The following is a 22059-nucleotide window of genomic DNA, read 5'->3' as shown; positions in this document are numbered from 1 at the left end:
CGGCGGTCAGCAGCCGCAGGTGTAGTAGAGGACGTCCCAGTGGTTGCCCTCGTCGGCGTAGATGTTGCCGGAGGCCGCCTGGTACTGGGCTGCGCCGTCGCCGCGCTGGCCGATGTAGGTGTAGGTGTTGTGGACCCAGCTGGTCAGGCAGGCCGTCCGCGCGAAGTCGAGCTTGTAGCCGTTCCAGTGGCTGTAGGTCCCGCTCGCGTGGCCGGTCTCGGTGCCGCCGGTGATGGTCAGGCCGCAGCCGCTGGCCCGCTTCAGGGTGATCGCGCCGTCGATGGTCGCCTGGCGGATGCCGTCGAACGACGTGCACGTGGAAGTGTAGCGGTCGCTGCACCCGCCGGAGGAGGTCCAGGAGATGCCGGCGGCCGAGAACTGCGACGTGGCGCTGGCATGGGTGACCGCGCCGGCCGGCGCGGACGTGGCGACGGTCAGTCCGAGCGTCGCGATGATCGTGAGCAGGAGTCCCGAGATTCGCTTCATGTGCTCCACCCTGACCACGGACCGGGGTGACGGCGCAAGCGGAAGGTTCCTCAGCTCCTGCGCCAGGGAGCCGGCCGCCCCTGCAGCCACCACTCCATCCGGCGCGTGATCCACGGCAGGGCCAGGTAGGTCATCACCGGTGTCATCACGAGCACGCTGACCAGCACCCGGGCGGGCAGCCAGACGTCGGCGAGCAGGTGTCCTCCGGCCCAGTTCACGAGCAGGCTCAGCGGGAAGAACACCAGGAAGATCACGCACGCCTGCTTCCACCGCGGCGGCGCGGGAGCGGCCGGGCGCAGGTCCTTGACGTCGTACGTCGCCGGCGCGTCGAACCAGCCCTCGATGCCGGTGCGGCGCTCGATCCGCGCATCCCCGACGAGACCCTCGGCGGCACTGCGCCACCAGCGTCGTTGCTCGGACGCCTCCCAGGTCGCCAGGGACTCGTCGTCGGCGAACCGGTAGAGCATGTGCCACTCCTCCGAGTCCGCGGCCGGGCGCACCCACCCCGACCCGAGGAAGCCGTGGAAGCGAGCGGCCAGGGCCGAGCCGGCCTGCATCCAGGCGATCATCTCGTCGTCGTGGCCGGGCGTGATGGTCCGGGTGATCGAGACGGTGACGGGAGCGCTCATGAAACAGATCGTGGCAGAGTGTGGTCATGCCGGAGTCTGCCGACGAGCTCTACGCCAGGGTCACCGCCGCCGCCGGACCGGACGGACGGCTGGCCGCACCGCCGATCGCCGACTGGGACATCTTCCCGTGGGACGCCGTCGACGGGCGCGTGGTCCCGCGGGTGCTGCGCGCGCCTGAGCCGGAGGAGCTGCGCAAGGGCGCCGAGGGCGGCGACCCGTGCCCCGCCTGCGCCGGGCTGCCGCCGGAGAGCATCGTCTGGGAGGACGAGCACTGGCTGCTGGCCACCCCGACCGTCGAGCCCAGCGGGCTCCCGCTGGTGCTCACGCTGTGGACCCGCGAGCACCTCGACATCGGCAACTTCGGTGACGACGAGGCCGCCGAGCTCGGCCGGATCGCGAACCGCCTGGTCCGCATCATGGAGGCGATGCCGGGCATCGGCCGGGTCCACGTGAACCGCTGGGGCGACGGCTGCGCGCACGCCCACGTCTGGTTCTTCGCCCGCCCCGAGGGGCTCCCGGACATCCGGGGCTCGTTCGCCGTCGAGTGGGACGCGATCCTGCCCCCGGTGCCTGACGACATACGCCGGGCCGACCTGCACGCGGTCGCGACCAAGCTCGCGAACTGGGGCGGCACCGCCCGCGCGTAATTCCCCTTGATCTCAAGTTCGCTTGAAGTTCTACCGTCGTCGACCATGACGACCGAGCAGCTCGAGATCCACCCCGGCGACGCCGGCTACGACACCGCCCGCACCACGTTCGCGGGCCCGACCGACCCCGTCATGGTCCTCCGCCCGACCTCGCCCGCCGAGGTCGCGGCCGCCCTCCACCACGTCCGCGACGCGGGGCTCGACCTGGCGATCCGCAGTGGCGGCCACAACCTGCTGGGCTTCGGCGCGGTCGACGGCGGCGCGGTGCTCGACCTCTCGGCCCTCGACGAGGTCGAGGTCCTCGACGCCGGCCGGGTGCGGATCGGCGCCGGCGCGACCTGGGGTGCGGTCGCCACGGCGCTGGCGCCGTACGGGCTCGCGGTGAGCTCCGGCGACACCGGCTCCGTCGGCGTCGGCGGGTTGACCCAGGCCGGCGGGATCGGGTGGCTGGTCCGCAAGCACGGGCTCACCATCGACCACCTGCTGGCCGCCGACCTGGTCACGGCGACCGGGGAGCTGGTGCGCGCCTCTGCGGAGGAGAACGCCGACCTCTTCTGGGCCCTGCGCGGGGGTGCCGGCAACTTCGGGGTCGTCACCGCCTTCGAGTTCCAGGCCCGACCGGTCACCACCGTGCACTTCGGCACCATCACGTTCGCGGCCGACGACGTCGCCCAGCTCGTGAAGGGCTGGGCGGCCGCGGCCGTCGACGACGCACCGGACGAGCTGACGACGATGCTGGCGCTGATGCCGGCATTCGGGGAAGGCGACCCGATGGCGGTGCTCTACGTCTGCCTGGCCGGCGACGACCCGGCACCGCTCGAGGCGCTGCGCACGATCGGCACGGTCGTCTCCGAGGACGTCGCCGAGCGGGCGTACGCCGACATCTTCGAGGAGGCACATCCTCCCGAGGGCGTGCGGCCGGTCGTCGGCAACGCGCTGGTGAGCGCGGTCGACGACGCGCTGATCGACGCGATCGACGCGGCGTACGGCGCCGGTGGCCGCGTCGTCTTCCTGCGCAGCCTCGGCGGCGCCGTCAGTCGGGCGGCCGGGACGGACACCGCGTTCGCCCACCGGGACGCCGCGGCGCTGGTCGTGTCGGCGGCCTTCCTGCCCCTCGACGCGACGGAGGAGCAGGTCGCGGACGCCCGGGCGACGTGGGCCACGATCGGGGCCCAGGGCATCGGCGCGTACGCCGGGTTCCTCGGCTCGGACACCGCCGAGGACATCGCCGCACTGTGGCCGGAGAGGACCCAGGCCCGCTTGCGCGAGGTCAAGCGGGCCTGGGATCCCGACAACGTGTTCCGCCGGAACTTCAACATCGCCCCGTAGGGGCGGTCGGTCCGGTCAGCGGATCGGCGCCGCCAGCGGCAGCGTCCGGTCCACCAGGTCGCGGACCTTGCTGCCGCAGGTGGAGACGACGTTCGCGTCGGTGCAGTAGTACGCCGAGGTGTAGCTGCCGGTCGCGAGGTCCTTGGCCCAGGCCGAGCCGAAGTCCCGCAGCCGCGCGGTCTGCGTCGCGTTCGGCGAGCACAGGGCGCCGGCGATGCCGATGACGTCGGTGTTCTCGCCCTCAACGTCGACGTGGCAGCTGCCACCGGTCGGGGAGCCCAGGAAGTAGCTGCTCCACACCAGCTGGATGCCGACGTACGGGTTGGCGAGGTTGACCAGCGCCTCGGCGGAGTTGTTGAACAGGTTGGTCACGCTCGGGCGCGCGGTCACGGCCAGCACCGGGCGGGCGCCGCCGTCCGAGATCGCCGCGACGTTCGCGCTGAAGCCCTCGGCGGCGACCGGGTCGAAGAGGACAGCGCCGGCGAAGTCGGCGTAACCGGCGGCGTCGAGGTAGGCACCGAGCTCGCTGGCGAAGTGACCACCGGCCGAGTGGCCGCTGACGATGTAGCGCTGCGGCAGAGGCTTGGACTGCGGAGGCGTGATCGTGCGGGCGACGAGCAGTGCGCCGAGCGCGTCGGCGAGAGCCGGGTTGCCGGCGGTCATGTCGCCGTTCACGCACAGCACCATCACGCCCTTCTCGGCGATCGCCTTGCTGGTGCCGCGCAGGTTCCCGCAGCCGCGGCTGAACCCGTGCTGGAGCACCATGAGCGCCGATGCGGTGCCGTTCGGCAGGTACCAGTCGACGCTGTGGCTGGTGCCGGCGATCGTGAGCTGGGTGTTGACGCAGCTGGACGTCGACGACGAGTAGCTGTTGCAGGCGACCTCGGCGGCGCTGGCGCTCGGCGCCGTCGCGACGACGCTGACCAGGGCGGATCCGGCGGCGAGCAGCGCGGCGAGCGCGGCTCTCTGGAGCTTCTTCATGCAGATTCCCTCAGGTTGACGTGATGTGACTCCCCCACTCGTCGGTCAACCTAGGGATCCGCCGGCGCGCGATGATATATCCTCGCGGATTTATCTCACAGGGTGAGCGCCTCAGACGGGCTCGCAGCCCAGGCCGCCCGCGTAGCCCTCCGGGACCACCCCGGCGTCCGCGACCTGCTGGGCGTACGACCAGAGCACCTCCGGGTAGCCGCCGCGCTCGTCCATCCGGTGCAGCACCGGCCAGTCGTGCGAGCTGGTCAGGGCGGCCGCGGCCGCGTCCAAGCGGCCCTGGTCGCCGGCCTGCGCGGCGGCGGCGTACTCGTCGAGCCAGGCGCACGCGACCTGGCCCGAGATCTCGGCGCCGAGCTGGTAGTCGTCGACCTGGTTCGACGTGATCGAGGTGCGGTCCACGCCCTCCGGCAGCAGCGGGCCGTCGGAGGTGTCGTCGATCTCATCGAGGATCGCGGTGACGGTGTCGTCACGCTCGGCGCTGGTCACGAAGCTCTCGGGCAGCGACGCCTCGAACCCGGCCAGGTCGACGAGGCGGAGCCGGTCGAGCAGGGCGAGGTAGCCGACCTCGTCCATCCCGTCGGCGCGCACCTCGATCCACTGGCCGTTCTCGACCTCGCGGATCGCGGTGTGGTCGTCGGCGCTGTAGGGCCACATCTGCGCCTCCGCGCCGAGCACGGTGATCGCGACTCCGTCCGCCGCCGGCCTCACGATGTGGCGGCGGTCGTCGACGTACATCTCGTAGGTCTTCGCGGGTCCCCACATGATCTCGAGGTTCTGGCCGCCGTTCTCGTAGCTCATCTCGCCGGAGTCCTTGTCGGCCCACACCGCGGTGGCCTCCCAGCCCGGCGCGTCGAGGACGACCCGGCCGCCGTGGCCGGCGAGCGGCTGCGAGGCGAGGGCGCTGCGCTCCTGCTGGCCGGTCTGCTCGCCGGTCTGCTCGCCGGTCTTCTCGCCGGTCTTCTCGCCGGTCGTCGTGTCGGCCTTCTGGTCGGCCGCGTCGTCCTGGCCGGTCCACCAGGCGGTGCCGAGGGCGAGGGCGGCGACCACGACCGCGGCCGCGGCCGGGACGAGCCAGCGGGTGCGGCGGCGCGGCGCCTCGTCACGGGTCGGCCGGTCGTCGAGGACGGGAGTGCTCATGATCTCCTCCAGGAGCTCGGCTCGCCCGTGCGAGAGGGGCAGGCCGGACACGGCGTCGTCGGTCAGCTTCGGGTTCACGGTTGCTCCTTCCGGGTGAGCTGGGGGTGTCTGGAAGGGAGATGTCCGGGTGGCGCGGGATCGTTGCCGAGCAGGTCGCGCAGCCGGGCCCGGGCGCGGGAGAGCCGGGGCCGCACGACCACGGTGGTGAGCCCGAGGACGTCCGCGATCTCACGCGGCTCGAGGCCCTCCCACAGGTGCAGCTCGAGGACCTCCTGGTCGCGGGCGCTGAGCCGCCGCATCGCCGCGGTGACGTCGGCGCGCTGCACGACCTCGTCGCTGCAGTCGGGCATCGCGGCGGCCAGCTCCCTGCGCAGCCGGTCGCCGAGCGCGCTGCGCCGATGGTCGCCACGCCGGTGGTTGGCGAGCACGCGCCGGGCGACGCCGTACAGCCACGGCCTGGTGTCGGCGTCGCCCGGCACGTGAGCGAGGCGTCGCCACGCCACCAGGAACGTGTCCGCGGTGACGTCGGCGGCGTCCTCGGGACGGTCCGTCCGGCGCAGCGCGAAACCGAGGACGGCATCGAAGTGGTCCGCGTAGAGACGGCGGAACGTCTCCTCGCGGCTCTCGCTCATGACTACGTGATGTCCGGAAGTGCCGCGAGCGTTGCAGACGAATTTCTCAGAGGATAGCGCCGGGCGAGTACGCCGCCGCCTGGGGGTGCTTCGCCGTCACCTCGGCGACGCGTCGTACGACGGTCTGCACCTGGTCGACCGCGGCGCCGGTGAACGTGATCGGCTCGGCGACCAGCGTCGCGAGCTGGTCGGCGGTGAGCCCGAGCCGCTCATCGGCGGCCAGCCGTGCGAACACGTCGTTCTCGGCCTGGCCCTGGCGCATGTCGAGCGCGGTGCCGACCGCGGCCTCCTTGATCGCCTCGTGCGCGGCCTCGCGGCCGACGCCGTTGCGGACCGCGGCCATCAGCACCTTGGTGGTGGACAGGAACGGCAGGTAGCGGTCCAGCTCGCGCTGGATGACGGCCGGGAACGCGCCGAACTCGTCGAGGATCGTCAGGAACGTCTCGAACAGGCCGTCCGCCGCGAAGAACGCGTCAGGCAGCGCGACCCGGCGTACGACGGAGTCGGAGACGTCGCCCTCGTTCCACTGGTCGCCGGCGAGCTCGCTGACCATCGAGAGGTGGCCGCGGAGGACGACGGCGAGGCCGTTGACCCGCTCGGCGGAGCGGCTGTTCATCTTGTGCGGCATCGCCGACGAGCCGACCTGGCCCTCCTGGAAGCCTTCGGTGACCAGCTCGTTGCCGGCCATCAGCCGGATCGTGGTCGCGAGGTTCGACGGGCCGGCCGCGAGCTGCACGAGCGACGAGACGACGTCGAAGTCGAGGCTGCGCGGGTAGACCTGGCCGACGCTGGTCAGCACGTTCTCGAAGCCGAGGTGGTGGGCGACCCGCTCCTCGAGCTGCTGCAGCTTCGCCGCGTCGCCGTCGAGCAGGTCGAGCATGTCCTGCGCGGTGCCCATCGGGCCCTTGATGCCGCGCAGCGGGTAGCGGCCCAGGAGGTCCTCGACGCGGGCCACCGAGATCAGCATCTCGTCGGCGACGGTCGCGAACCGCTTGCCGAGGGTCGTCGCCTGCGCGGCGACGTTGTGCGACCGACCGGCCATCACGGTCGCCTCGTGCTCGGCGGCGAGCCGCGCCAGCCGGGCCAAGGTGGCGACCGCGCGGTCGCGCACCAGCGCCAGGCTCTGCTTCACCTGCAGCTGCTCGACGTTCTCGGTGAGGTCGCGCGACGTCATGCCCTTGTGGATGTGCTCGTGCCCGGCGAGCGCCGAGAACTCCTCGATCCGCGCCTTCACGTCGTGGCGGGTCACCCGCTCGCGCGCCGCGATCGACTCGAGGTCGACCTTGCCGATGACGTCCCGGTAGGCCTCGATCACGCCGTCCGGCACGTCGATGCCGAGGTCGCGCTGGGCCTCCAGCACCGCGATCCACAGCTGCCGCTCCAGCACGATCTTGTGCTCGGGCGACCAGATCCGAGCGAGCTCGGCAGAGGCGTAGCGGGTAGCCAAGACATTGGGCACAGCGACGTTCGGCACGGTCACGTCCCTCATTCTCCCACGACGTTGAGTCGGGACTTTGCGTCGGTCGAATCGGGAGTTCCGGTCCGTTGAATCGGGAGTTTCTGCCTCCGCTGACGAGAACTCCCGATTCAACGGACAGAAAGTCACGACTCGACGGACTGAAAGTCCCGATTCAACGTAGGGAGGCGCCCTCGACGACGCCGAGGGGCTCGGCGGCGATGTCGGAGCGGCGCTGGAGGCCGTCGAAGGTGATGTGGTCGGCGGCGGCGTACGCCGCGGCGCGGGCGGAGGCGACGTCGGCACCGGTGGCGCGCACGGCGAGGACCCGGCCCCCGGCGGTGACAAGCGAGCCCTCGACCAGCGCAGTGCCGGCGTGGATCACGTCCGCGGTCTCCGCGGCGGTCTCGACGCCGGTGATCACGTCGCCCTTCGACGACGACTCCGGGTAGCCCGCGGACGCGAGCACGACGGTGACCGCGGCGCCGTCGCGGAACGCCGGGGCGGGCACGTCGGCGAGGGTGCCGGAGGCGGCCGCGGCGAGCAGCACGCCCAGCGGCGACTCGAGGACCGCGAGCACCGGCTGGATGTCGGGGTCGCCGAAGCGCACGTTGAACTCGATGACCCGTGGGCCGGACGCGGTCAGCGCGAGCCCGACGTACAGGCAGCCGACGAACGGTGTGCCGCGCCGGCGCATCTCCGCGAGCGTCGGGCCGACGACCTGCTCCATCACGACGTCGGCGAGGTCGGGCTGCGCCCACGTGAGCGGGGTGTACGAGCCCATGCCGCCGGTGTTCGGGCCACGACCGCCGTCGTGGATCCGCTTGAAGTCCTGCGCCGGCTGCAGCGGGTACGCCGTGGTCCCGTCGCAGATCGCGAACAGCGAGACCTCCGGCCCGTCCAGGAACTCCTCCACGACCACGCGCCCGCAGGCCCGCGCGTGCGCGAGCGCCTCCTCGCGGTCGCGGGTCACCACGACGCCCTTGCCGGCGGCGAGCGCGTCGTCCTTCACGACGTACGGCGCCCCGAGCTCGTCGAACGCCGCCTCCACGTCGGCCTCGGTGTCGCAGGTGAACGACCGCGCGGTCGGCACGCCGGCGGCGGCCATCACGTCCTTGGAGAACGCCTTCGAGCCCTCAAGCTGCGCGGCGGCACCGGACGGCCCGAAGACCGCGATCCCCTGCTCCCGCACGGCGTCCGCGACACCGGCGACCAGTGGCGCCTCCGGGCCGACGACCACGAGGTCGGCACCGATCGAGGCGGCCAACCCGGCCACGGCCGGCCCCGACATCGCGTCGACGTCGTGCAGGGTCGCGACCGCCGCGATGCCCGGGTTGCCGGGCGCGGCGTGCACCTCGGTCACCGTGGGGTCGAGGGAGAGCGCGAGCGCGAGCGCGTGCTCACGACCGCCGGTACCGATGACGAGAGTCCTCACGGACCCCCAGCCTAGGTGCGGCGGCCGATCGACTCGCCGTAGGCCAAGGGGCGATACCGCAGGATCGGGTCGTCGGACAGCTCGATCCCGTCGACGACACGGGTGGGGTCGAAGACCAGCGGGTCCTGGTCGGGCAGCTCGGCCATCACGACGATGCGGCCGGCCAGCACCTCGCGGGCGCCCTTCCAGTCCGAGACCGCGGAATGCGGGTCGTGCCCCTCCCCCGCGACCTGCAGCCAGACCTCGAACGTCACCGGACCCCGTGCCAGCCGCGCGGCCATCTCCGCGCCGAGCCGGTCCGGGCCGTCGAAGGACTGCGACAGCCGGTCGGCCTTCGTGGCGGTCGGCTTGAAGACGTAGCGCACCCACGTCCGCCGGCCCTCGGCGTCGAGCCAGCCGTAGGCGTGGATCGGGTAGTACGCCGGCTCCGCGAAGCTGTGGTGCGACACCGCGGCCTTGCTCGTGAGACCCGCGATGATCGGGCCGGCCATCCGCGGGTGCCGCAGCAGGAAGAGGGGGAACGTCAGCTGGTTCAGCGATGCCTCGGTCATCGCCACGAACTCCGCCGGGTCGTCGGTCGGGAACCGCGGCGACGTCTGGCCGAGCAGGTCGGTCGACGAGCCGTCGGGCAGCTGGAACTTCACCGCCATCCCACGGATGTCCGGCTTCTTGTCCGGTACGTCGGCGTTGCCCCCGGCGTTCGACCACCGCACGACGACGGGCACGGGCTCGCCGTTCAGGTGCAGGGCGCGGCCGAGCTCGGCGGCTTCGGCGGTGGCGGTGAAGGTGCCGGCGTAGAACCGGCCCTTCGCGTGCAGGGTGCGGTGGCGGTCCGGGCCCCCGAAGGCCGTGCGGAGTCGCTCGACGGCGACCTTCGGCTCGATCATGAACCGGAAACTAGCGCCTCAGATGAGCTCGTGTCGCACAACTGTCGCGGCCCGCGACGGGCCGACGCCGACCGCGGAGATCCGCGCCCCGGACATCGCCTCGACCGCCTCGACGTACCGCTGCGCGTTGACCGGCAGGTCGGCGAACGTGCGGGCCTCGGAGATGTCCTCCCACCAGCCGTCGAGGTACTCGTAGATCGGCACCGCGTGGTGGAAGTCGCTCTGGTTGACCGGCATCTCGTCGTGCCGGGTGCCGTCGACGTCGTAGGCGACACAGACCGGGACCTTCTCCAGACCGGTGAGCACGTCGAGCTTGGTGAGCACGAAGTCCGTCACGCCGTTGACGCGCGCGGCGTAGCGGGCGATGACCGCGTCGTACCAGCCGCAGCGCCGCGGCCGGCCGGTGGTCGTGCCGTACTCCGCGCCGACCTTGCGCAGGTGCTCGCCGTTGTCGTCCTCCAGCTCGGTCGGGAACGGGCCCTCGCCGACACGGGTCGTGTAGGCCTTGACGATCGCGATGACCTGGTCGAGCCGGGTCGGCGGGATGCCGGAGCCGGTGCAGGCGCCGCCCGACGTGGCCGAGGACGACGTGACGAACGGGTAGGTACCGTGGTCGACGTCGAGCAGCGTGGCCTGGCCGGCCTCGAGCAGCACGGTCTCGCCGCGGTCCAGCGCCTGGTTGAGCAGCAGCCCGGTGTCGCAGACCATCGGTCGCAGCCGGTCGGCGTAGGCGAGCAGCTCCTCGACGGTCTCGTCGACCGTCTGCGGCCGGCGGTTGTAGATCTTGGTGAGGATCTGGCCCTTGAGGTCGAGCGCGCCCTCGACCTTCTGGCGCAGGATCTTCTCGTCGAAGATGTCCTGGATCCGGATGCCGATCCGGTTCATCTTGTCGGCGTACGTCGGGCCGATGCCCCGCCCGGTGGTGCCGATCCGGCGGGAGCCGAGGAACCGCTCGGTGACCTTGTCGATGGTGCGGTTGTAGTCCGCGATCACGTGCGCGTTCGCGCTGACCTTGAGCAGGCTCACGTCGACGCCGCGGGCGACCAGGGCGTCGAGCTCCTCGAACAGCACGCCCAGGTCGACGACCACGCCGTTGCCGATGACCGGCGTGACACCGGGGCTCAGGATGCCGCTGGGCAGCAGGTGGAGCGCGTACTTCTCGTCCCCGATGACGACGGTGTGGCCGGCGTTGTTGCCGCCGTTGAACTTCACCACGTAGTCGACGCGGCTGCCGAGCAGGTCGGTCGCCTTGCCCTTGCCCTCGTCGCCCCACTGGGCGCCGATGATCGCGATGGCGGGCATGCTCTGCCTCCTGGAATGAGAGAAGCCCCGGCACAACAGCACCGGAGCTCTTGCGGCGATACGTTACCAAAGGCGGCGGTCCACCCCACGGGTCGTCCGTTACCGTCGGCGTCGTGGACCCACTCCTCGTCATCGCCAACCGTTCGGCGGGTTCAGCGGACCAGGAGTCTCTGGCGGCCGCTCTGAGCGCGCTGCGCCGGCTGGCGTCGGTCGAGCTGTGCAAGACCTCGCGCCCCGACGAGCTGGACGGCGTCCTGCACCGCGCGGGGTCGCGCCGGATCGTGGTCGCGGGCGGTGATGGCAGCCTGCACGCGGTGCTCTCCGCGCTGTACCGGCGCAACGAGCTCCGCGACGCGGTCATCGGCCTGCTCCCGCTCGGGACCGGCAACGACTTCGCCCGCGCGCTCGGGATCCCGCTCGACCCGGAGGGAGCCGCCCGGGCCCTGCTGGTCGGGGAGCCCCGCCCCATGGACCTGATCCTCGACGAGGTCGGCGGCATCGTCGTCAACGGCGTGCACGTCGGCGCGGGCGCGGAGGCCAGCCTGCGCTCCCACGGCCTGAAGAAGCGGCTCGGCCGGATCGGCTACCCGATCGGCGCCGCGCAGTCCGCGCTCAAGCCGGCCACCGTGCGGGTCCGGGTCGAGGTGGACGGCAAGGTCGTGCGCGACCTCGACGACCCCGTGCTGCAGGTCGCGGTGGGCAACGGCTCGTCGGTCGGCGGCGGCGCCGAGCTGACGCCCGAGGCGGTCCCGAACGACGGGCTGCTGGACGTGATGATCTCGCGGTCGACCGGCCCGCTGGCGCGGTTCCTGTACGTCGCGCGGCTGGGCTTCGCGACGCACCACAGGCGCGACGACGTGACCTACCTCCGCGGCCGCGAGGTGTCGGTGTCGGGCGGGCCGTTCCACTGCAGTGCGGACGGTGAGATCTACGGCCCCGAGACCCACCGCACCTGGCGCGTGGAGCCGGGTGCGTACCGGATGGTCCTCTAGAGCCAGCCTCGCCGCGCCGCCTCGACGCCGGCCTGGAACCGCGTGTCGGCGCCGAGCTCGGCCATCAGGTCGGCGACGCGGCGGCGCACCGTGCGCAGGCTGATGCCGAGGTTGCGCGCGATCTGCTCGTCGTGCGCGCCGCTGGCCAGCTGCTGGAGCAGGAACCGGCGCAGGTCGCGCCGCGCCTCCGCGCGGCCGGACGCCGGCGCCGCGGCCCGCTCCCACAGCAGCTCGAACCACTGCGCGGCCGCCTCGACGACCGCGGTCTGGCGGACCACGACCAGCGGGATGTCGGCGTACCCGAGGCGGCCGGGCAGCAGCACGTGGGTGTCCCCGATCACGAGCATCCGGCTGGGCACCTCCGGCAGCAGCCGGACCTGCTCGCCGGCCGCGGCCCGGGCGGCGAGGGCACCGGGCGCCTCGCGGGTCGCGTGCTGCGGGTAGATCGCGCGCGAGGACCGGCCGCCGTGGCGCAGCGCGTCCTCGATGAGCTCGGCCATCTTGTGCTCGTTCGGGCCGCGCCACTGGTCAGGGCGCAGCCAGAGCAGGTCGCCGCGGCTGTGCCGGACCAGGTCCCGGACCATCGCGTGGATGCGGGCCGGGTCGGACGCCGTGACGACCTCGCCGTCGACCGGCACGGTCTCGTCGTGGTCGTCGCGCCCGACGTGGGCCTCGTCGGCGAGCAGCGCGACCGCCTCGGTCAGCCCCTCCAGCCGGTGCAACGCCCGCTCGGCGTGCGCCGCCTGCACTGCGACCATGATCCGCAGCGCCTCCGCGGGCGGCTCGACGACCAGCTCCTCGCCCTCCAGGCGGACGATCCCGGCCCGCACCAGGGGGTCGAGGTCCTCGAGCAGCTCGCCCGGCGTCCGCAGCGTCGCGGCGGCGACGCGGGCGAGCGGGCGGCCCGAGTGCGTGCGGACCCGCTGGTAGAGCCGGTCCACCCCCGGCGCGAAGCCGAGAGCGGTCAGCACCGACGCCGGTCCCGAGCGAGCCATGCCTCGCAGGATAGGCGGAGTGGCAACTTGGTGACAGCGTCCGCTTCTCGCCCGGTGGCATGGAGCGGTCAGTGCGAGGATTTCTCGCGCGTCGCCGTCGCGCGTCTCTCGGGGTGCGACAGACGCGGCACGACCAGCATCGGGGGATCGATCGTGCCGCGGGACGCACGGCGAAGGTCCGGAGCCCCACGGAGGCTCCGGCCCTTCCGCCCTGCCCCCGAAGGGCCGACCGGTAGCGTTGCCTGCTGCACGCACCCCACCGCAGCAGGAGCAGCAACATGGCACGAGGCCAGCAGTCCGGCGAGCCCCACGACTGGGTGACCCGGACCGCCGACGAGGCGATCCGCCACGCCCACAGCGAGTTCGGTGAGGACCACGTCATCACCTGCGCCTCCGGCGCCAGCCCGTCGGGACCGATCCACCTGGGGAACCTGCGCGAGTTCATCACGCCGCACTTCGTCGCCGAGGAGATCCGCCGGCGCGGCGTCGCCGTACGCCACCTGCACAGCTGGGACGACTACGACCGGTTCCGCAAGGTCCCCGCGGGCGTCGACCCCTCCTGGGCCGAGCACATCGGCCGGCCGCTGACCGCCGTGCCCGACCCGTGGGAGTGCCACGAGTCCTGGGCCGAGCACTTCAAGGCCCCGCTGCGCGCGGCGCTGGCCGAGATGGGCATCGAGATGGTGGAGGTGTCGCAGACCGAGCAGTACCGCTCCGGTGCGTACACCGAGCAGGTCCTCCACGCGATCAAGCACCGCGACGTGATCGAGGAGGTGCTGGCCAAGCACCGCACCAAGAAGGCCGAGCCGGAGCCGGAGAACGAGCAGGAGGCGGCCGCGCTCGAGGACTCCGTCGCTGACGAGGACGACGAGCCCGCCGGCGCGGGCGCCCTCGCGCGGTTCCCCTACAAGCCCTACTGCCGCGGCTGCGGTCGCGACACCGTCGAGATCACGGCGTACGACGACGAGACGACCGACCTGTCCTACACCTGCACGTCGTGCGGGGGCTCCTACGTCACCAACGTCGCGACCCAGCACGAGGGCAAGCTCGTGTGGAAGGTCGACTGGCCGATGCGCTGGGCCTACGAGGGCGTCGACTTCGAGCCCGGCGGGCTCGACCACTCGACCCCGGGCTCGTCGTACACCGTCGGCAAGGAGCTGGTGAAGCGGGTCTTCGGGTTCCGCGCGCCGTCGTACGTCGCCTACGCGTTCGTGGGCTTCGCCGGCGTGCAGAAGATGTCGTCGTCGGCCGGCGGCGTCCCGACCGCGACCGACGCGCTCAAGATCCTCGAGGCGCCGATCCTGCGCTGGCTCTACGTGCGCCGAGCGCCCAAGCAGGCGTTCAACATCGACTTCGGCGCCGAGGTCGTGCGGCTGTACGACGAGTGGGACGCGCTCGGCCGCAAGGCCGCGAACCCCGACAAGCGGGACGCCCAGGTGCTCGCGTTCGAGCGGGCCTCGTCGACGGCCGCCGCCGGCAGGCTGCCGACCCCGGCCGTCATCGCGCCGTTCCGGCTGCTGTCCTCGGTCGCCGACGTCACCAACGGCGACGTCGCCCAGATCAGCCGGATCGTCGGGGAGTCGGCGGAGAGCCTCGAGCCGCGGCTCGCCAAGGCGATGGCGTGGACCGCGGAGTTCGTCCCGGCCGAGGACCGCACCACCGTGCGCGAGACCGCCGACACCGCGCGGCTCGCGGCGCTGTCCGAGGACGAGGAGCTGTGGATCGCCCAGCTGCTCGACCGGATGCCTGACCACCTCGAGCTCGAGGAGACGACCACGCTGATCTACGGCGTGCCGAAGCTGGCGCGCGGGCTGGGCGTCGACGACGCGCCGACCGACCAGGTCAAGCAGGACCAGAAGGACTTCTTCCGGCTGCTCTACAACCTGCTCGTCGACGCCGACCGCGGGCCGCGCCTGCCGACGCTGTTCCTCGCGCTCGGCGCCGACAAGGTGCGCTCGCTGCTCAGTCCTCGCTGAGCAGCGCGTCGTACCCGGTCTGGCTGGAGTCGCGCAGGAAGCCGAAGCACCGCTCCGCCTCCGCGGTCTCGCCGATGGCCTCGGCGGCCAGCGCGAGCAGCGCCAGGCAGGTGAGGAAGCCGCGGTTCGGCTCGTGCTCCCACGGCACCGGGCCGTGGCCCTTCCAGCCGTTGCGGCGCAGCAGGTCCAGGCTGCGGTGGTAGCCCACGCGCGCGTAGGCGTAGATCGTCACCGGGTCGTCCTCCTGGTCGGCGGCCAGGGTCGCCAGCGTGGCCCAGGCCAGCGGCGACTCCGGGTGCCGGCGTACGACGTCCATCGCGTCGGCGCCGGGCACCAGCTCGGCGGCCGCGGGGTCCTCGGGCAGGTGGGTCGGCGGCGGGCCGGCCATCAGGTCGTTGCCGGTGAGAGAAGTCATGGAGGCATTGTCCATGGTCCGGTGCCGGCCGACCGGACCCGGACGTCAAACGAGGTGGTCGCCGCGGCGACCACCTCGTAGGACGTTGGCGACGATCAGCCGATCGACTTGCCCGCGGAGCTCAGGTTCTCGCAGGCCTCGACGACACGGGCGGCCATGCCGGCCTCGGCGGCCTTGCCCCAGGCGCGCGGGTCGTACTGCTTCTTGTTGCCGACCTCGCCGTCGACCTTGAGGACGCCGTCGTAGTGGGTGAACATGTGCGCGGCGACCGGGCGGGTGAAGGCGTACTGGGTGTCGGTGTCGACGTTCATCTTCACGACGCCGTAGCTGACCGCGGCGGCGATCTCCTCGGGCAGCGAGCCGGAGCCGCCGTGGAACACCAGGTGGAACGGCTTCGAGCCGGGCTCGAGGCCGAACTCCGTCACGACCGCCTCCTGCGCCTCCTTGAGGACCTCCGGGCGGAGCTTGACGTTGCCCGGCTTGTAGACGCCGTGCACGTTGCCGAAGGTCAGCGCGGTCATGTAGTAGCCGCGGTCGCCGTAGCCCAGCGCCTTCGCGGTCGCGATGGCGTCCGCGGGGGTCGAGTAGAGCTTGTCGTTGATCGCGTTCTCGACGCCGTCCTCCTCGCCGCCCACAACGCCGACCTCGATCTCGAGGATGATCTTCGCCGCGATGCAGCGCTCGAGGAGGTCCTCGGCGATCGACAGGTTCTCCTCCAGCGGCACCGCGGAGCCGTCCCACATGTGGGACTGGAACAGCGGCGCCTCGCCGCGCTTGACGCGCTCGGCGGAGATGTCGAGCAGCGGGCGCACGAAGCCGTCCAGCTTGTCCTTGGGGCAGTGGTCGGTGTGCAGCGCGATGTTCACGGGGTAGTTCTTCGCCACCTCGGCGGCGTACGCCGCGAACGCGACCGACCCGGTGACCATGTTCTTCACCGACGGTCCGGAGAGGTACTCCGCCCCACCGGTCGAGACCTGGATGATGCCGTCCGCACCGGCCTCGGCGAAGCCCTGCAGCGCGGCGTTCAGCGTCTGCGACGAGGACACGTTGATGGCCGGGAAGGCGTACTCGCCCGCCTTGGCCGCGTCGAGCATCTCGGCGTACTTCTCGGGGGTTGCGATCGGCATGGTGAGGCTCCTCAGGATCGTCGGAAGGCGCTCTCAACCCTAGTGGCTACCGACCGGTCGGCCGAAGGGGCCGAAGGTAACCTCGACCAGTGACCGAGGTCTTGTCCGGACGGTACGTCGGCCCCGTCGTCCCGGCCGACGGCGCTCGGCCGAGCGACCCTCTCCGTCGGACCTGACAACCGATCGCCGTCGAGCTGCGTATCCCTCGTATGGACACCGACATCCGCGACGAGATCGACCGGTCCTTCGACGAGGGCCCGCCGGTCGACGACCTCGACCTGATCCTCACCCGGGGGCGGCACGCCGTACGCCGCCGCCGGATCGCCGAGGGCGCGTCCCTCCTGCTGGTCGCGGGCATCGTCACCGGCGTCGCGCTCGTCTCCTCGGGCACGACGGGAAGCAGCTCGGTCGGGCCGGCCGGCCAGCCGAGCACGAACGCGAGCAGCTGGGACGACACGGGACCGGGCGAGCTCGGCCCGACGCCGGAGGAGCCGGACGTGACCGTCCCCGAGTCCGTGGTGCTCATCGTGCGCGACGACGACCTCAGCAAGGACTGGCCGGTCACGCTCGCGAACGACGGCCACGTGCACGTGCACCCCTCGGTGAAGGTCGTGCGAACTCTGGCGAACCCGTTCGACCGCACGAGCCCCTCCACCTCGGTCGCGGTCGAGTACCTCCTCGACGGGGAGCTCACCTGGTTCGCGGCGTACACCGACGAGGGCGGAGGAGCAGCGACCGGCGCGCCGGCCTCGGACGACACGACGTTCCAGGCCTGGGTGGACGAGCAGGCCACCCTCCAGGGGGACGGTCACGAGCCCGGTGACACCCCGACGGCGGGCGGTGAGTGGCCAGGCCGCGTCGACCTCGACCTGGTCAGCTTCGTCGGCACCACGGAGGTCCTGGAGGCCTCCCCGTCGGTGACCATCCTCGAGCAGCGCGCCCACCCGAACCTGCCCGACAGCTTCGCCACCGACGCGGACAGGAGCGCCGTCGCGGAGGTGCGCTACGACGGCGAGCGCTGGTACGTCCTGGCCCGGAAGACGCCGGGCTCGGCGGCGCAGTACATCGCCGTGCCGGCGCAGGACGGCGGGGCCAGCCTCGACGTCTTCCTGGCGATCGCGCGCGACCGGTACGCCGAGGGTGCAGGTGACCTGCTGTGAGGTCGGCCGAGCGCGACCGGGCGTTCTCCGAGTTCGTCGGCGCCCGCCGCTCGCACCTGCGGCGGGTCGCGTACGCGATCTGCGGCGACTGGCACCGCGCCGACGACCTCGTGCAGACCGCCCTGGTCAAGCTGTACGTCGCCTGGCCCCGGGTCCACCGCGACGGCCACGAGGAGGCCTACGTCCGCACGATCATCGTGCGCGCCAACATCGACGAGCACCGGCGACCCTGGCGCCGGGAGCAGCCCGGCCTGCCCGCGCGTGACGAGCCGGCCCGCGAGCCGCTGCCGGTCGAGGAGCGCACCGCGCTGTTCGAGGCGCTGCAGGCGCTGCCGACGATGCAGCGCAAGGTCGTGGTGCTGCGGCACTGGCTCGGGCTCTCGGTCGCAGAGACCGCGCAGGAGCTCCGGATCAGTCAGGGCACCGTGAAGAGCCACAGCTCGCGCGGGCTGGAGAAGCTGCACGAGGCGCTGGCGGCCGACCGCGGCTAACCGCGCCAGGCGTCCTCGCCCGAGAGGTCGGCGTGCTCCCGCACCCAGGAGTGCATCGCGATCGCCGCGGCCGACGACGCGTTGATCGACCGGGTCGAGCCGAACTGCGCGATGGAGAACGTCCCGTCGCACGCCTCGCGCGCCGCCTCGGAGAGCCCCGGACCCTCCTGGCCGAACAGGAAGCACACCTGCCGCGGGACGGTGGCGGTCTCCAGGTGCAGCGAGCCCGGCAGGTTGTCGATCCCGAGGAGGACGACGTCCCGCTCGTGCAGGTAGGCCGCCAGGTCAGCCACCGTCGGGTGGTGCCGCACGTGCTGGTACCGGTCGGTGACCATCGCGCCGCGCCGGTTCCAGCGCCGGTTGCCGACGATGTGCACCTCGGCGGCGAGGAACGCGTTCGCCGTCCGCACGATCGTCCCGATGTTGAAGTCGTGCTGCCAGTTCTCGATCGCGACGTGGAACTCGTGGCGCCGGGTGTCGAGGTCGGCGACGATCGCCTCGACGGTCCAGTACCGGTAGCGGTCGACCACGTTGCGCCGGTCGCCCTCGGCGAGCAGCTGCGGGTCGTACTGCTCCCCCTCCGGGAGCGGGCCCTCCCACGGGCCGACGCCGACCTCAGGCGGGCCGTGCGGGACCGGGTCGTACGGCGCGCGTTCCTCCACTGCGCAACCGTAGTCTCGGGGTCTCATCGGGGATGTTCCCGAGTCGCGGTTCGGCCCTGGCAGGTAGCGTGAGCGCGTGGACGCACGGCTCGACATCAGCTCACTGGCCGCCGGCGTCCAGGGCCATGTGCTCCCGTGGTTCCTCGGCATCGACTGGCTCGACCCGGAGTGGTTGCTCGAGCGGTTCGGCACCGAGTTCCTCTGGGTCAGCCTGCTGATCCTGTTCGTCGAGTGCGGGCTGTTCTTCCCGTTCCTCCCCGGCGACGCGCTGCTCTTCGCGTACGGCATCTTCGTCGCCACCGAGCGGCTCGACGTCTTCCCGGGCGGCCCGCTGCTCGAGCTCGTGCTGGGGATGGCGCTGATGGTCGCCGCCGCCTTCGCGGGCAACGTCGTGGGGTACGAGATAGGACGCAAGATAGGTCCTGCCCTGTACGCCCGTGACGGCCGGCTGTTCAAGCAGCGCTACATCGACGAGACCCAGGTCTTCTTCGACAAGCACGGCAACAAGGCGCTGGTGCTGGGCCGCTTCGTGGCGTTCGTCCGGACCTACATCACCGTCGTCGCCGGCGTGACCGGGATGGACCGACGCCGGTTCTACCTCTGGAGCTTCGTCGGCGCCCTAGCGTGGATCCTCTCGATCTCGATGCTCGGCTACTTCCTCGGCAAGCGCGTCCCCTGGCTCGGCGACAACATCGACTACGTGATCATCTCGATCTTCGCGTTCGGCGGCCTGCTGTTCCTGGCCGAGGGCATCCGGCGGCGGCGCACGAACTCGCCGGCTGCCGACGACCACGACCACGACGGCCGTCCCGACCGCGACATCGCCGGGTTCGACGTACCTCCCCGCAACCTGGGCTGAGGCCGTCCAGGGCCCCGCTCAGGAGACGGTCGGTCCCGGGTCGCTGCGACGCCGCCGGATCCGGCGCATCACCCAGCGCGCCACGAACAGCGCGACGGCGGCGACCACGGCCCACTTGAACCAGCCGATCACGCCCTCGACCTGGTGCCACTGCTCGCCGAGCAGGTAGCCGGCCAGGACGAACGTGGTGTTCCAGATCGCGCTGCCGAGCGCGGTCAGGAGGAGGAACTGCCCGACCGGCATCGAGGCGACCCCCGCCGGCACCGAGATCAGGCTCCGGAAGATCGGGATCATCCGGCCGAAGAACACCGCCTTGCGGCCGTGCCGGGCGAACCACTCCTCCGTGCGGAGGAAGTCGGCCTCCTCCACCAGCGGCAGCCGGTTCCAGATCGCGAACGTCCGGTCCCGGCCGAGCGCCCGGCCGAGCCCGTAGAGCACCAGGGCGCCGACGATGGAGCCGACCGTCGTCCAGACCAGCGCGGACGCGAGCGAGAGGTCGCCGCGGCTGGCGGTGAAGCCGGCGAGCGGGAGGATGATCTCGCTCGGCAGCGGCGGGAAGAGGTTCTCCAACGCGATCAGCAGCCCGGCGCCGGGGCCGCCGAGGCGCTCCATCACGTCGACGGCCCACCCGGCGATGCCGGTGAGGTCGTCGGGGTTCTCCGAGGTCGCGGCGAGGACGAGCACCGGGTTCAGCCGCGCGCCGCGTCGAGCTGGGCCTTCGTCAGCACCGGGCGCACCTCGAGGCCGACGTCGGCCAGCGGGTTCTCGCCCTCCGGGCTCCGGTCGATGGCGCACACGACGACCTCGACGATCGCGCCGGCGTCGCGCAGCGCGCGCGTCGCGTCCCGTACGGCGCCACCGGTGGTGATGACGTCCTCGATCAGCGTGACCCGGCGGCCCGAGACCTCAGGGCCCTCGGCCAGCTTGCAGGTGCCGTACTCCTTGGCCTGCTTGCGCACGTACAGCGCGGGGCGCCCGGTCAGGCTGCTGACCATCGTCGCGATCGGCACGCCCCCGAGCTCCAGGCCGCCCAGCAGGTCGGTGTCGTCGGGCAGCAGGTCGACCATCTCCTGCGCGACGCGGACCAGCAGCCGGGGGTCGGCCTCGAAGAGGTACTTGTCGAAGTACTCCGTCGCCTGCTGGCCCGAGCGGAGCGTGAACTCCCCCGTCAGTCGGCACTTGGCGTCGATGTCGGCAGCGAGCGTCTGGTCCACGGACCCGAGGCTACCGAGGCCGGCGTCGATGCTCCGACTCGCGGTCGCGACTAGGGTCTCCTCATGCTGGCGCATCGGCTCGACGGGATCCCGCCGACGATCTTCACCACCATGTCCGCGCTCGCGACCCGCACCCAGTCGGTGAACCTCGGGCAGGGGTTCCCGGACGTCGACGGGCCGCCGGAGGTGATCGCGAGGGCGGTGCACGCGCTCGAGAGCGGCGCCAACCAGTACGCCCCCGGCCCGGGCATCCCGGCGCTGCGCCAGGCGGTCGCGGCGCACCAGCTGCGGCACTACGGCATCGAGCTCGACCCGGACTCGCAGGTGGTCGTGACGACCGGCTGCACCGAAGGCATCGCAGCCGCCCTGCTCGGCCTGGTGAACCCCGGCGACGAGGTCATCGTGCTCGAGCCGTACTACGACTCCTACGTCGCGATGATCCAGATGGCCGGTGGGGTGCGCCGCCCGGTGACGCTGCGCGGACCGGACTTCCGGCTCGACCCGGACGAGCTGCGCGCGGCGGTCACGCCGCGGACCCGGTTCGTGCTGCTCAACACCCCGCACAACCCGACCGGCACCGTGCTCACCCGCGAGGAGCTGCAGGCCGTCGCCGACCTCGCCCTCGAGCACGACCTGGTCGTGATCACCGACGAGGTCTACGAGCACCTCGTGTACGACGAGAGCGAGCACGTGCCGATCTCCACGCTGCCGGGGATGTTCGAGCGCACCCTCACCCTGTCCAGCGCCGGGAAGTCGTACTCCTTCACGGGCTGGAAGGTCGGCTGGGCCACCGGCCCGGCGGAGCTGGTCGGCGCCGTGCTGGCCGCCAAGCAGTGGCTGACGTTCACGTCCGGCTCGCCGCTGCAGCCCGCAGTCGCGCATGCGCTCGACGAGGCACCGGACTTCCCCACCGCGCTGGCCGCCGAGCTGCGGGCCAAGCGGGACCGGCTCTGCACCGGGCTGGCGCTGGTCGGCCTCGACGTACGCGTCCCGGAGGGCACCTACTTCGCGACCACCGACATCTCGTCGCTCGGCTGGGCGAACAGCACCGAGTTCTGCCTGGCGCTGCCCGACCGGGCCGGGGTGGTCGCGATCCCCACCCAGGGCTTCTACGACTCCGACGCCGGGATGCACCTGGTGCGCTGGGCGTTCTGCAAGGACATGGACGTCATCGAGGAGGGCATCCGCCGCCTCGCCGCGGCCGACCTGAGCGCGGTGTCCCGCACCCCCTGAGC

General features: G+C 72.1%; 23 protein-coding genes. 8 read left to right on the top strand and 15 right to left on the bottom strand.

Going from position 1 to position 22059, the window contains the following annotated elements:
* Positions 1 to 6 precede the first annotated feature (6 nt).
* Both ABD875_RS13700 and ABD875_RS13695 read right to left on the bottom strand, forming a co-directional pair.
* Positions 7 to 486: a hypothetical protein gene (locus ABD875_RS13700; RefSeq protein ID WP_345177774.1), complete on the bottom strand. Its 480-nt coding sequence runs from the start codon at positions 484 to 486 to the stop codon at positions 7 to 9.
* Positions 487 to 536: 50 nt separating this feature from the next.
* Positions 537 to 1115, bottom strand: a complete 579-nt coding sequence (locus ABD875_RS13695) for an antibiotic biosynthesis monooxygenase (RefSeq protein ID WP_345177772.1) — start codon at positions 1113 to 1115, stop codon at positions 537 to 539.
* Positions 1116 to 1141: 26 nt separating this feature from the next.
* On the opposite strand from ABD875_RS13695, the gene ABD875_RS13690 reads away from it, so the two are divergent.
* Both ABD875_RS13690 and ABD875_RS13685 read left to right on the top strand, forming a co-directional pair.
* Positions 1142 to 1762, top strand: coding sequence for an HIT family protein (locus ABD875_RS13690; RefSeq protein WP_345177770.1), 621 nt, complete (start codon positions 1142 to 1144; stop codon positions 1760 to 1762).
* Between the two features lie 45 nt (positions 1763 to 1807).
* Complete coding sequence (locus ABD875_RS13685; RefSeq protein WP_345177768.1) at positions 1808 to 3091, top strand: FAD-binding oxidoreductase; 1284 nt, start codon at positions 1808 to 1810, stop codon at positions 3089 to 3091.
* 15 nt (positions 3092 to 3106) lie between these two features.
* Here ABD875_RS13685 and ABD875_RS13680 read toward each other — a convergent pair whose 3' ends face one another.
* The 7 genes from ABD875_RS13680 to ABD875_RS13650 form a co-directional block, all read right to left on the bottom strand.
* The gene (locus tag ABD875_RS13680; protein ID WP_345177767.1) at positions 3107 to 4072 is read right to left on the bottom strand and encodes an alpha/beta hydrolase family protein; all 966 of its coding nucleotides are present in this window, start codon (positions 4070 to 4072) and stop codon (positions 3107 to 3109) included.
* A gap of 111 nt (positions 4073 to 4183) precedes the next feature.
* Positions 4184 to 5299 (bottom strand): hypothetical protein, encoded by a 1116-nt coding sequence (locus ABD875_RS13675; RefSeq protein WP_345177764.1) that lies wholly within the window; start codon positions 5297 to 5299, stop codon positions 4184 to 4186.
* Positions 5296 to 5853: an RNA polymerase sigma factor gene (locus tag ABD875_RS13670; protein WP_345177762.1), complete on the bottom strand. Its 558-nt coding sequence runs from the start codon at positions 5851 to 5853 to the stop codon at positions 5296 to 5298. The genes ABD875_RS13675 and ABD875_RS13670 overlap by 4 nt, the downstream gene beginning before the upstream one ends.
* 46 nt (positions 5854 to 5899) lie before the next feature.
* Positions 5900 to 7342, bottom strand: coding sequence for an adenylosuccinate lyase (gene purB / locus ABD875_RS13665; RefSeq protein ID WP_345177759.1), 1443 nt, complete (start codon positions 7340 to 7342; stop codon positions 5900 to 5902).
* Positions 7343 to 7484: 142 nt separating this feature from the next.
* Positions 7485 to 8744 carry a phosphoribosylamine--glycine ligase gene (purD, locus tag ABD875_RS13660; RefSeq protein WP_345177757.1) on the bottom strand — a complete coding sequence of 420 codons (1260 nt, stop codon included), beginning with the start codon at positions 8742 to 8744 and terminating at the stop codon, positions 7485 to 7487.
* Positions 8745 to 8755: 11 nt separating this feature from the next.
* Positions 8756 to 9631: a catalase gene (locus ABD875_RS13655; protein WP_345177753.1), complete on the bottom strand. Its 876-nt coding sequence runs from the start codon at positions 9629 to 9631 to the stop codon at positions 8756 to 8758.
* An 18-nt stretch (positions 9632 to 9649) separates the two neighbouring features.
* Complete coding sequence (locus tag ABD875_RS13650; RefSeq protein WP_345177750.1) at positions 9650 to 10933, bottom strand: adenylosuccinate synthase; 1284 nt, start codon at positions 10931 to 10933, stop codon at positions 9650 to 9652.
* 113 nt (positions 10934 to 11046) lie between these two features.
* Between ABD875_RS13650 and ABD875_RS13645 the strand changes: the two genes are divergently transcribed.
* On the top strand, positions 11047 to 11925 hold the full coding sequence (locus ABD875_RS13645) for a diacylglycerol/lipid kinase family protein (RefSeq protein WP_345177748.1): 879 nt from the start codon (positions 11047 to 11049) through the stop codon (positions 11923 to 11925).
* On the opposite strand, the gene ABD875_RS13640 is transcribed toward ABD875_RS13645, so the two are convergent.
* On the bottom strand, positions 11922 to 12920 hold the full coding sequence (locus ABD875_RS13640) for a helix-turn-helix transcriptional regulator (RefSeq protein ID WP_345177743.1): 999 nt from the start codon (positions 12918 to 12920) through the stop codon (positions 11922 to 11924). The genes ABD875_RS13645 and ABD875_RS13640 overlap by 4 nt on opposite strands.
* A gap of 278 nt (positions 12921 to 13198) precedes the next feature.
* Between ABD875_RS13640 and lysS the strand changes: the two genes are divergently transcribed.
* Positions 13199 to 14896, top strand: coding sequence for a lysine--tRNA ligase (gene lysS / locus ABD875_RS13635; protein WP_345177739.1), 1698 nt, complete (start codon positions 13199 to 13201; stop codon positions 14894 to 14896).
* Here lysS and ABD875_RS13630 read toward each other — a convergent pair.
* Positions 14883 to 15311 carry a DUF3151 domain-containing protein gene (locus ABD875_RS13630; RefSeq protein WP_345177735.1) on the bottom strand — a complete coding sequence of 143 codons (429 nt, stop codon included), beginning with the start codon at positions 15309 to 15311 and terminating at the stop codon, positions 14883 to 14885. The two genes, lysS and ABD875_RS13630, sit on opposite strands and share 14 nt — an antisense overlap.
* Positions 15312 to 15406: 95 nt before the next feature.
* Positions 15407 to 16453 (bottom strand): class II fructose-bisphosphate aldolase, encoded by a 1047-nt coding sequence (fbaA, locus tag ABD875_RS13625; RefSeq protein WP_345178004.1) that lies wholly within the window; start codon positions 16451 to 16453, stop codon positions 15407 to 15409.
* A gap of 194 nt (positions 16454 to 16647) precedes the next feature.
* Between fbaA and ABD875_RS13620 the strand changes: the two genes are divergently transcribed.
* Positions 16648 to 17598 carry a hypothetical protein gene (locus ABD875_RS13620; RefSeq protein ID WP_345177733.1) on the top strand — a complete coding sequence of 317 codons (951 nt, stop codon included), beginning with the start codon at positions 16648 to 16650 and terminating at the stop codon, positions 17596 to 17598.
* The gene (locus tag ABD875_RS13615; protein ID WP_345177730.1) at positions 17595 to 18089 is read left to right on the top strand and encodes a SigE family RNA polymerase sigma factor; all 495 of its coding nucleotides are present in this window, start codon (positions 17595 to 17597) and stop codon (positions 18087 to 18089) included. Before ABD875_RS13620 ends, ABD875_RS13615 begins: the two co-directional genes overlap by 4 nt.
* Here ABD875_RS13615 and ABD875_RS13610 read toward each other — a convergent pair.
* Positions 18086 to 18751: a TrmH family RNA methyltransferase gene (locus tag ABD875_RS13610; protein WP_345177727.1), complete on the bottom strand. Its 666-nt coding sequence runs from the start codon at positions 18749 to 18751 to the stop codon at positions 18086 to 18088. The genes ABD875_RS13615 and ABD875_RS13610 overlap by 4 nt on opposite strands.
* Positions 18752 to 18827: 76 nt before the next feature.
* Here ABD875_RS13610 and ABD875_RS13605 point away from each other — a divergent pair, with 76 nt between their 5' ends.
* A complete protein-coding gene (locus ABD875_RS13605) occupies positions 18828 to 19610 on the top strand; it encodes a DedA family protein (protein WP_345177725.1) in 783 nt (260 codons plus the stop codon).
* A gap of 18 nt (positions 19611 to 19628) precedes the next feature.
* Here the strand turns inward: ABD875_RS13605 and ABD875_RS13600 are convergent, their stop codons facing one another.
* Positions 19629 to 20294: a DedA family protein gene (locus tag ABD875_RS13600; protein WP_345177723.1), complete on the bottom strand. Its 666-nt coding sequence runs from the start codon at positions 20292 to 20294 to the stop codon at positions 19629 to 19631.
* A gap of 5 nt (positions 20295 to 20299) precedes the next feature.
* Entirely contained in the window at positions 20300 to 20824 is a 525-nt protein-coding gene (gene pyrE, locus ABD875_RS13595) for an orotate phosphoribosyltransferase (RefSeq protein ID WP_345177721.1), read from the bottom strand.
* 63 nt (positions 20825 to 20887) lie between these two features.
* On the opposite strand from pyrE, the gene ABD875_RS13590 reads away from it, so the two are divergent.
* Positions 20888 to 22057: a pyridoxal phosphate-dependent aminotransferase gene (locus ABD875_RS13590; protein ID WP_345177719.1), complete on the top strand. Its 1170-nt coding sequence runs from the start codon at positions 20888 to 20890 to the stop codon at positions 22055 to 22057.
* Positions 22058 to 22059 lie beyond the last annotated feature (2 nt).

Origin of the sequence: Nocardioides caricicola, from assembly GCF_039541135.1 — a bacterium.
GTDB lineage: Bacteria > Actinomycetota > Actinomycetes > Propionibacteriales > Nocardioidaceae > Nocardioides > Nocardioides caricicola.
This window is presented reverse-complemented; position numbering and strand designations above follow the sequence as displayed.

Excerpts from the sequence above, each read along its gene's own strand:
- ABD875_RS13700 (WP_345177774.1), bottom strand. The coding sequence starts at position 486 with ATGAAGCGAATCTCGGGACTCCTGCTCACGATCATCGCGACGCTCGGA.
- ABD875_RS13695 (WP_345177772.1), bottom strand. The coding sequence starts at position 1,115 with ATGAGCGCTCCCGTCACCGTCTCGATCACCCGGACCATCACGCCCGGC.
- ABD875_RS13690 (WP_345177770.1), top strand. The coding sequence starts at position 1,142 with ATGCCGGAGTCTGCCGACGAGCTCTACGCCAGGGTCACCGCCGCCGCC.
- ABD875_RS13685 (WP_345177768.1), top strand. The coding sequence starts at position 1,808 with ATGACGACCGAGCAGCTCGAGATCCACCCCGGCGACGCCGGCTACGAC.
- ABD875_RS13680 (WP_345177767.1), bottom strand. The coding sequence starts at position 4,072 with ATGAAGAAGCTCCAGAGAGCCGCGCTCGCCGCGCTGCTCGCCGCCGGA.
- ABD875_RS13670 (WP_345177762.1), bottom strand. The coding sequence starts at position 5,853 with ATGAGCGAGAGCCGCGAGGAGACGTTCCGCCGTCTCTACGCGGACCAC.
- purB (WP_345177759.1), bottom strand. The coding sequence starts at position 7,342 with ATGAGGGACGTGACCGTGCCGAACGTCGCTGTGCCCAATGTCTTGGCT.
- ABD875_RS13655 (WP_345177753.1), bottom strand. The coding sequence starts at position 9,631 with ATGATCGAGCCGAAGGTCGCCGTCGAGCGACTCCGCACGGCCTTCGGG.
- ABD875_RS13650 (WP_345177750.1), bottom strand. The coding sequence starts at position 10,933 with ATGCCCGCCATCGCGATCATCGGCGCCCAGTGGGGCGACGAGGGCAAG.
- ABD875_RS13640 (WP_345177743.1), bottom strand. The coding sequence starts at position 12,920 with ATGGCTCGCTCGGGACCGGCGTCGGTGCTGACCGCTCTCGGCTTCGCG.
- lysS (WP_345177739.1), top strand. The coding sequence starts at position 13,199 with ATGGCACGAGGCCAGCAGTCCGGCGAGCCCCACGACTGGGTGACCCGG.
- ABD875_RS13630 (WP_345177735.1), bottom strand. The coding sequence starts at position 15,311 with ATGACTTCTCTCACCGGCAACGACCTGATGGCCGGCCCGCCGCCGACC.
- ABD875_RS13620 (WP_345177733.1), top strand. The coding sequence starts at position 16,648 with ATGGACACCGACATCCGCGACGAGATCGACCGGTCCTTCGACGAGGGC.
- ABD875_RS13590 (WP_345177719.1), top strand. The coding sequence starts at position 20,888 with ATGCTGGCGCATCGGCTCGACGGGATCCCGCCGACGATCTTCACCACC.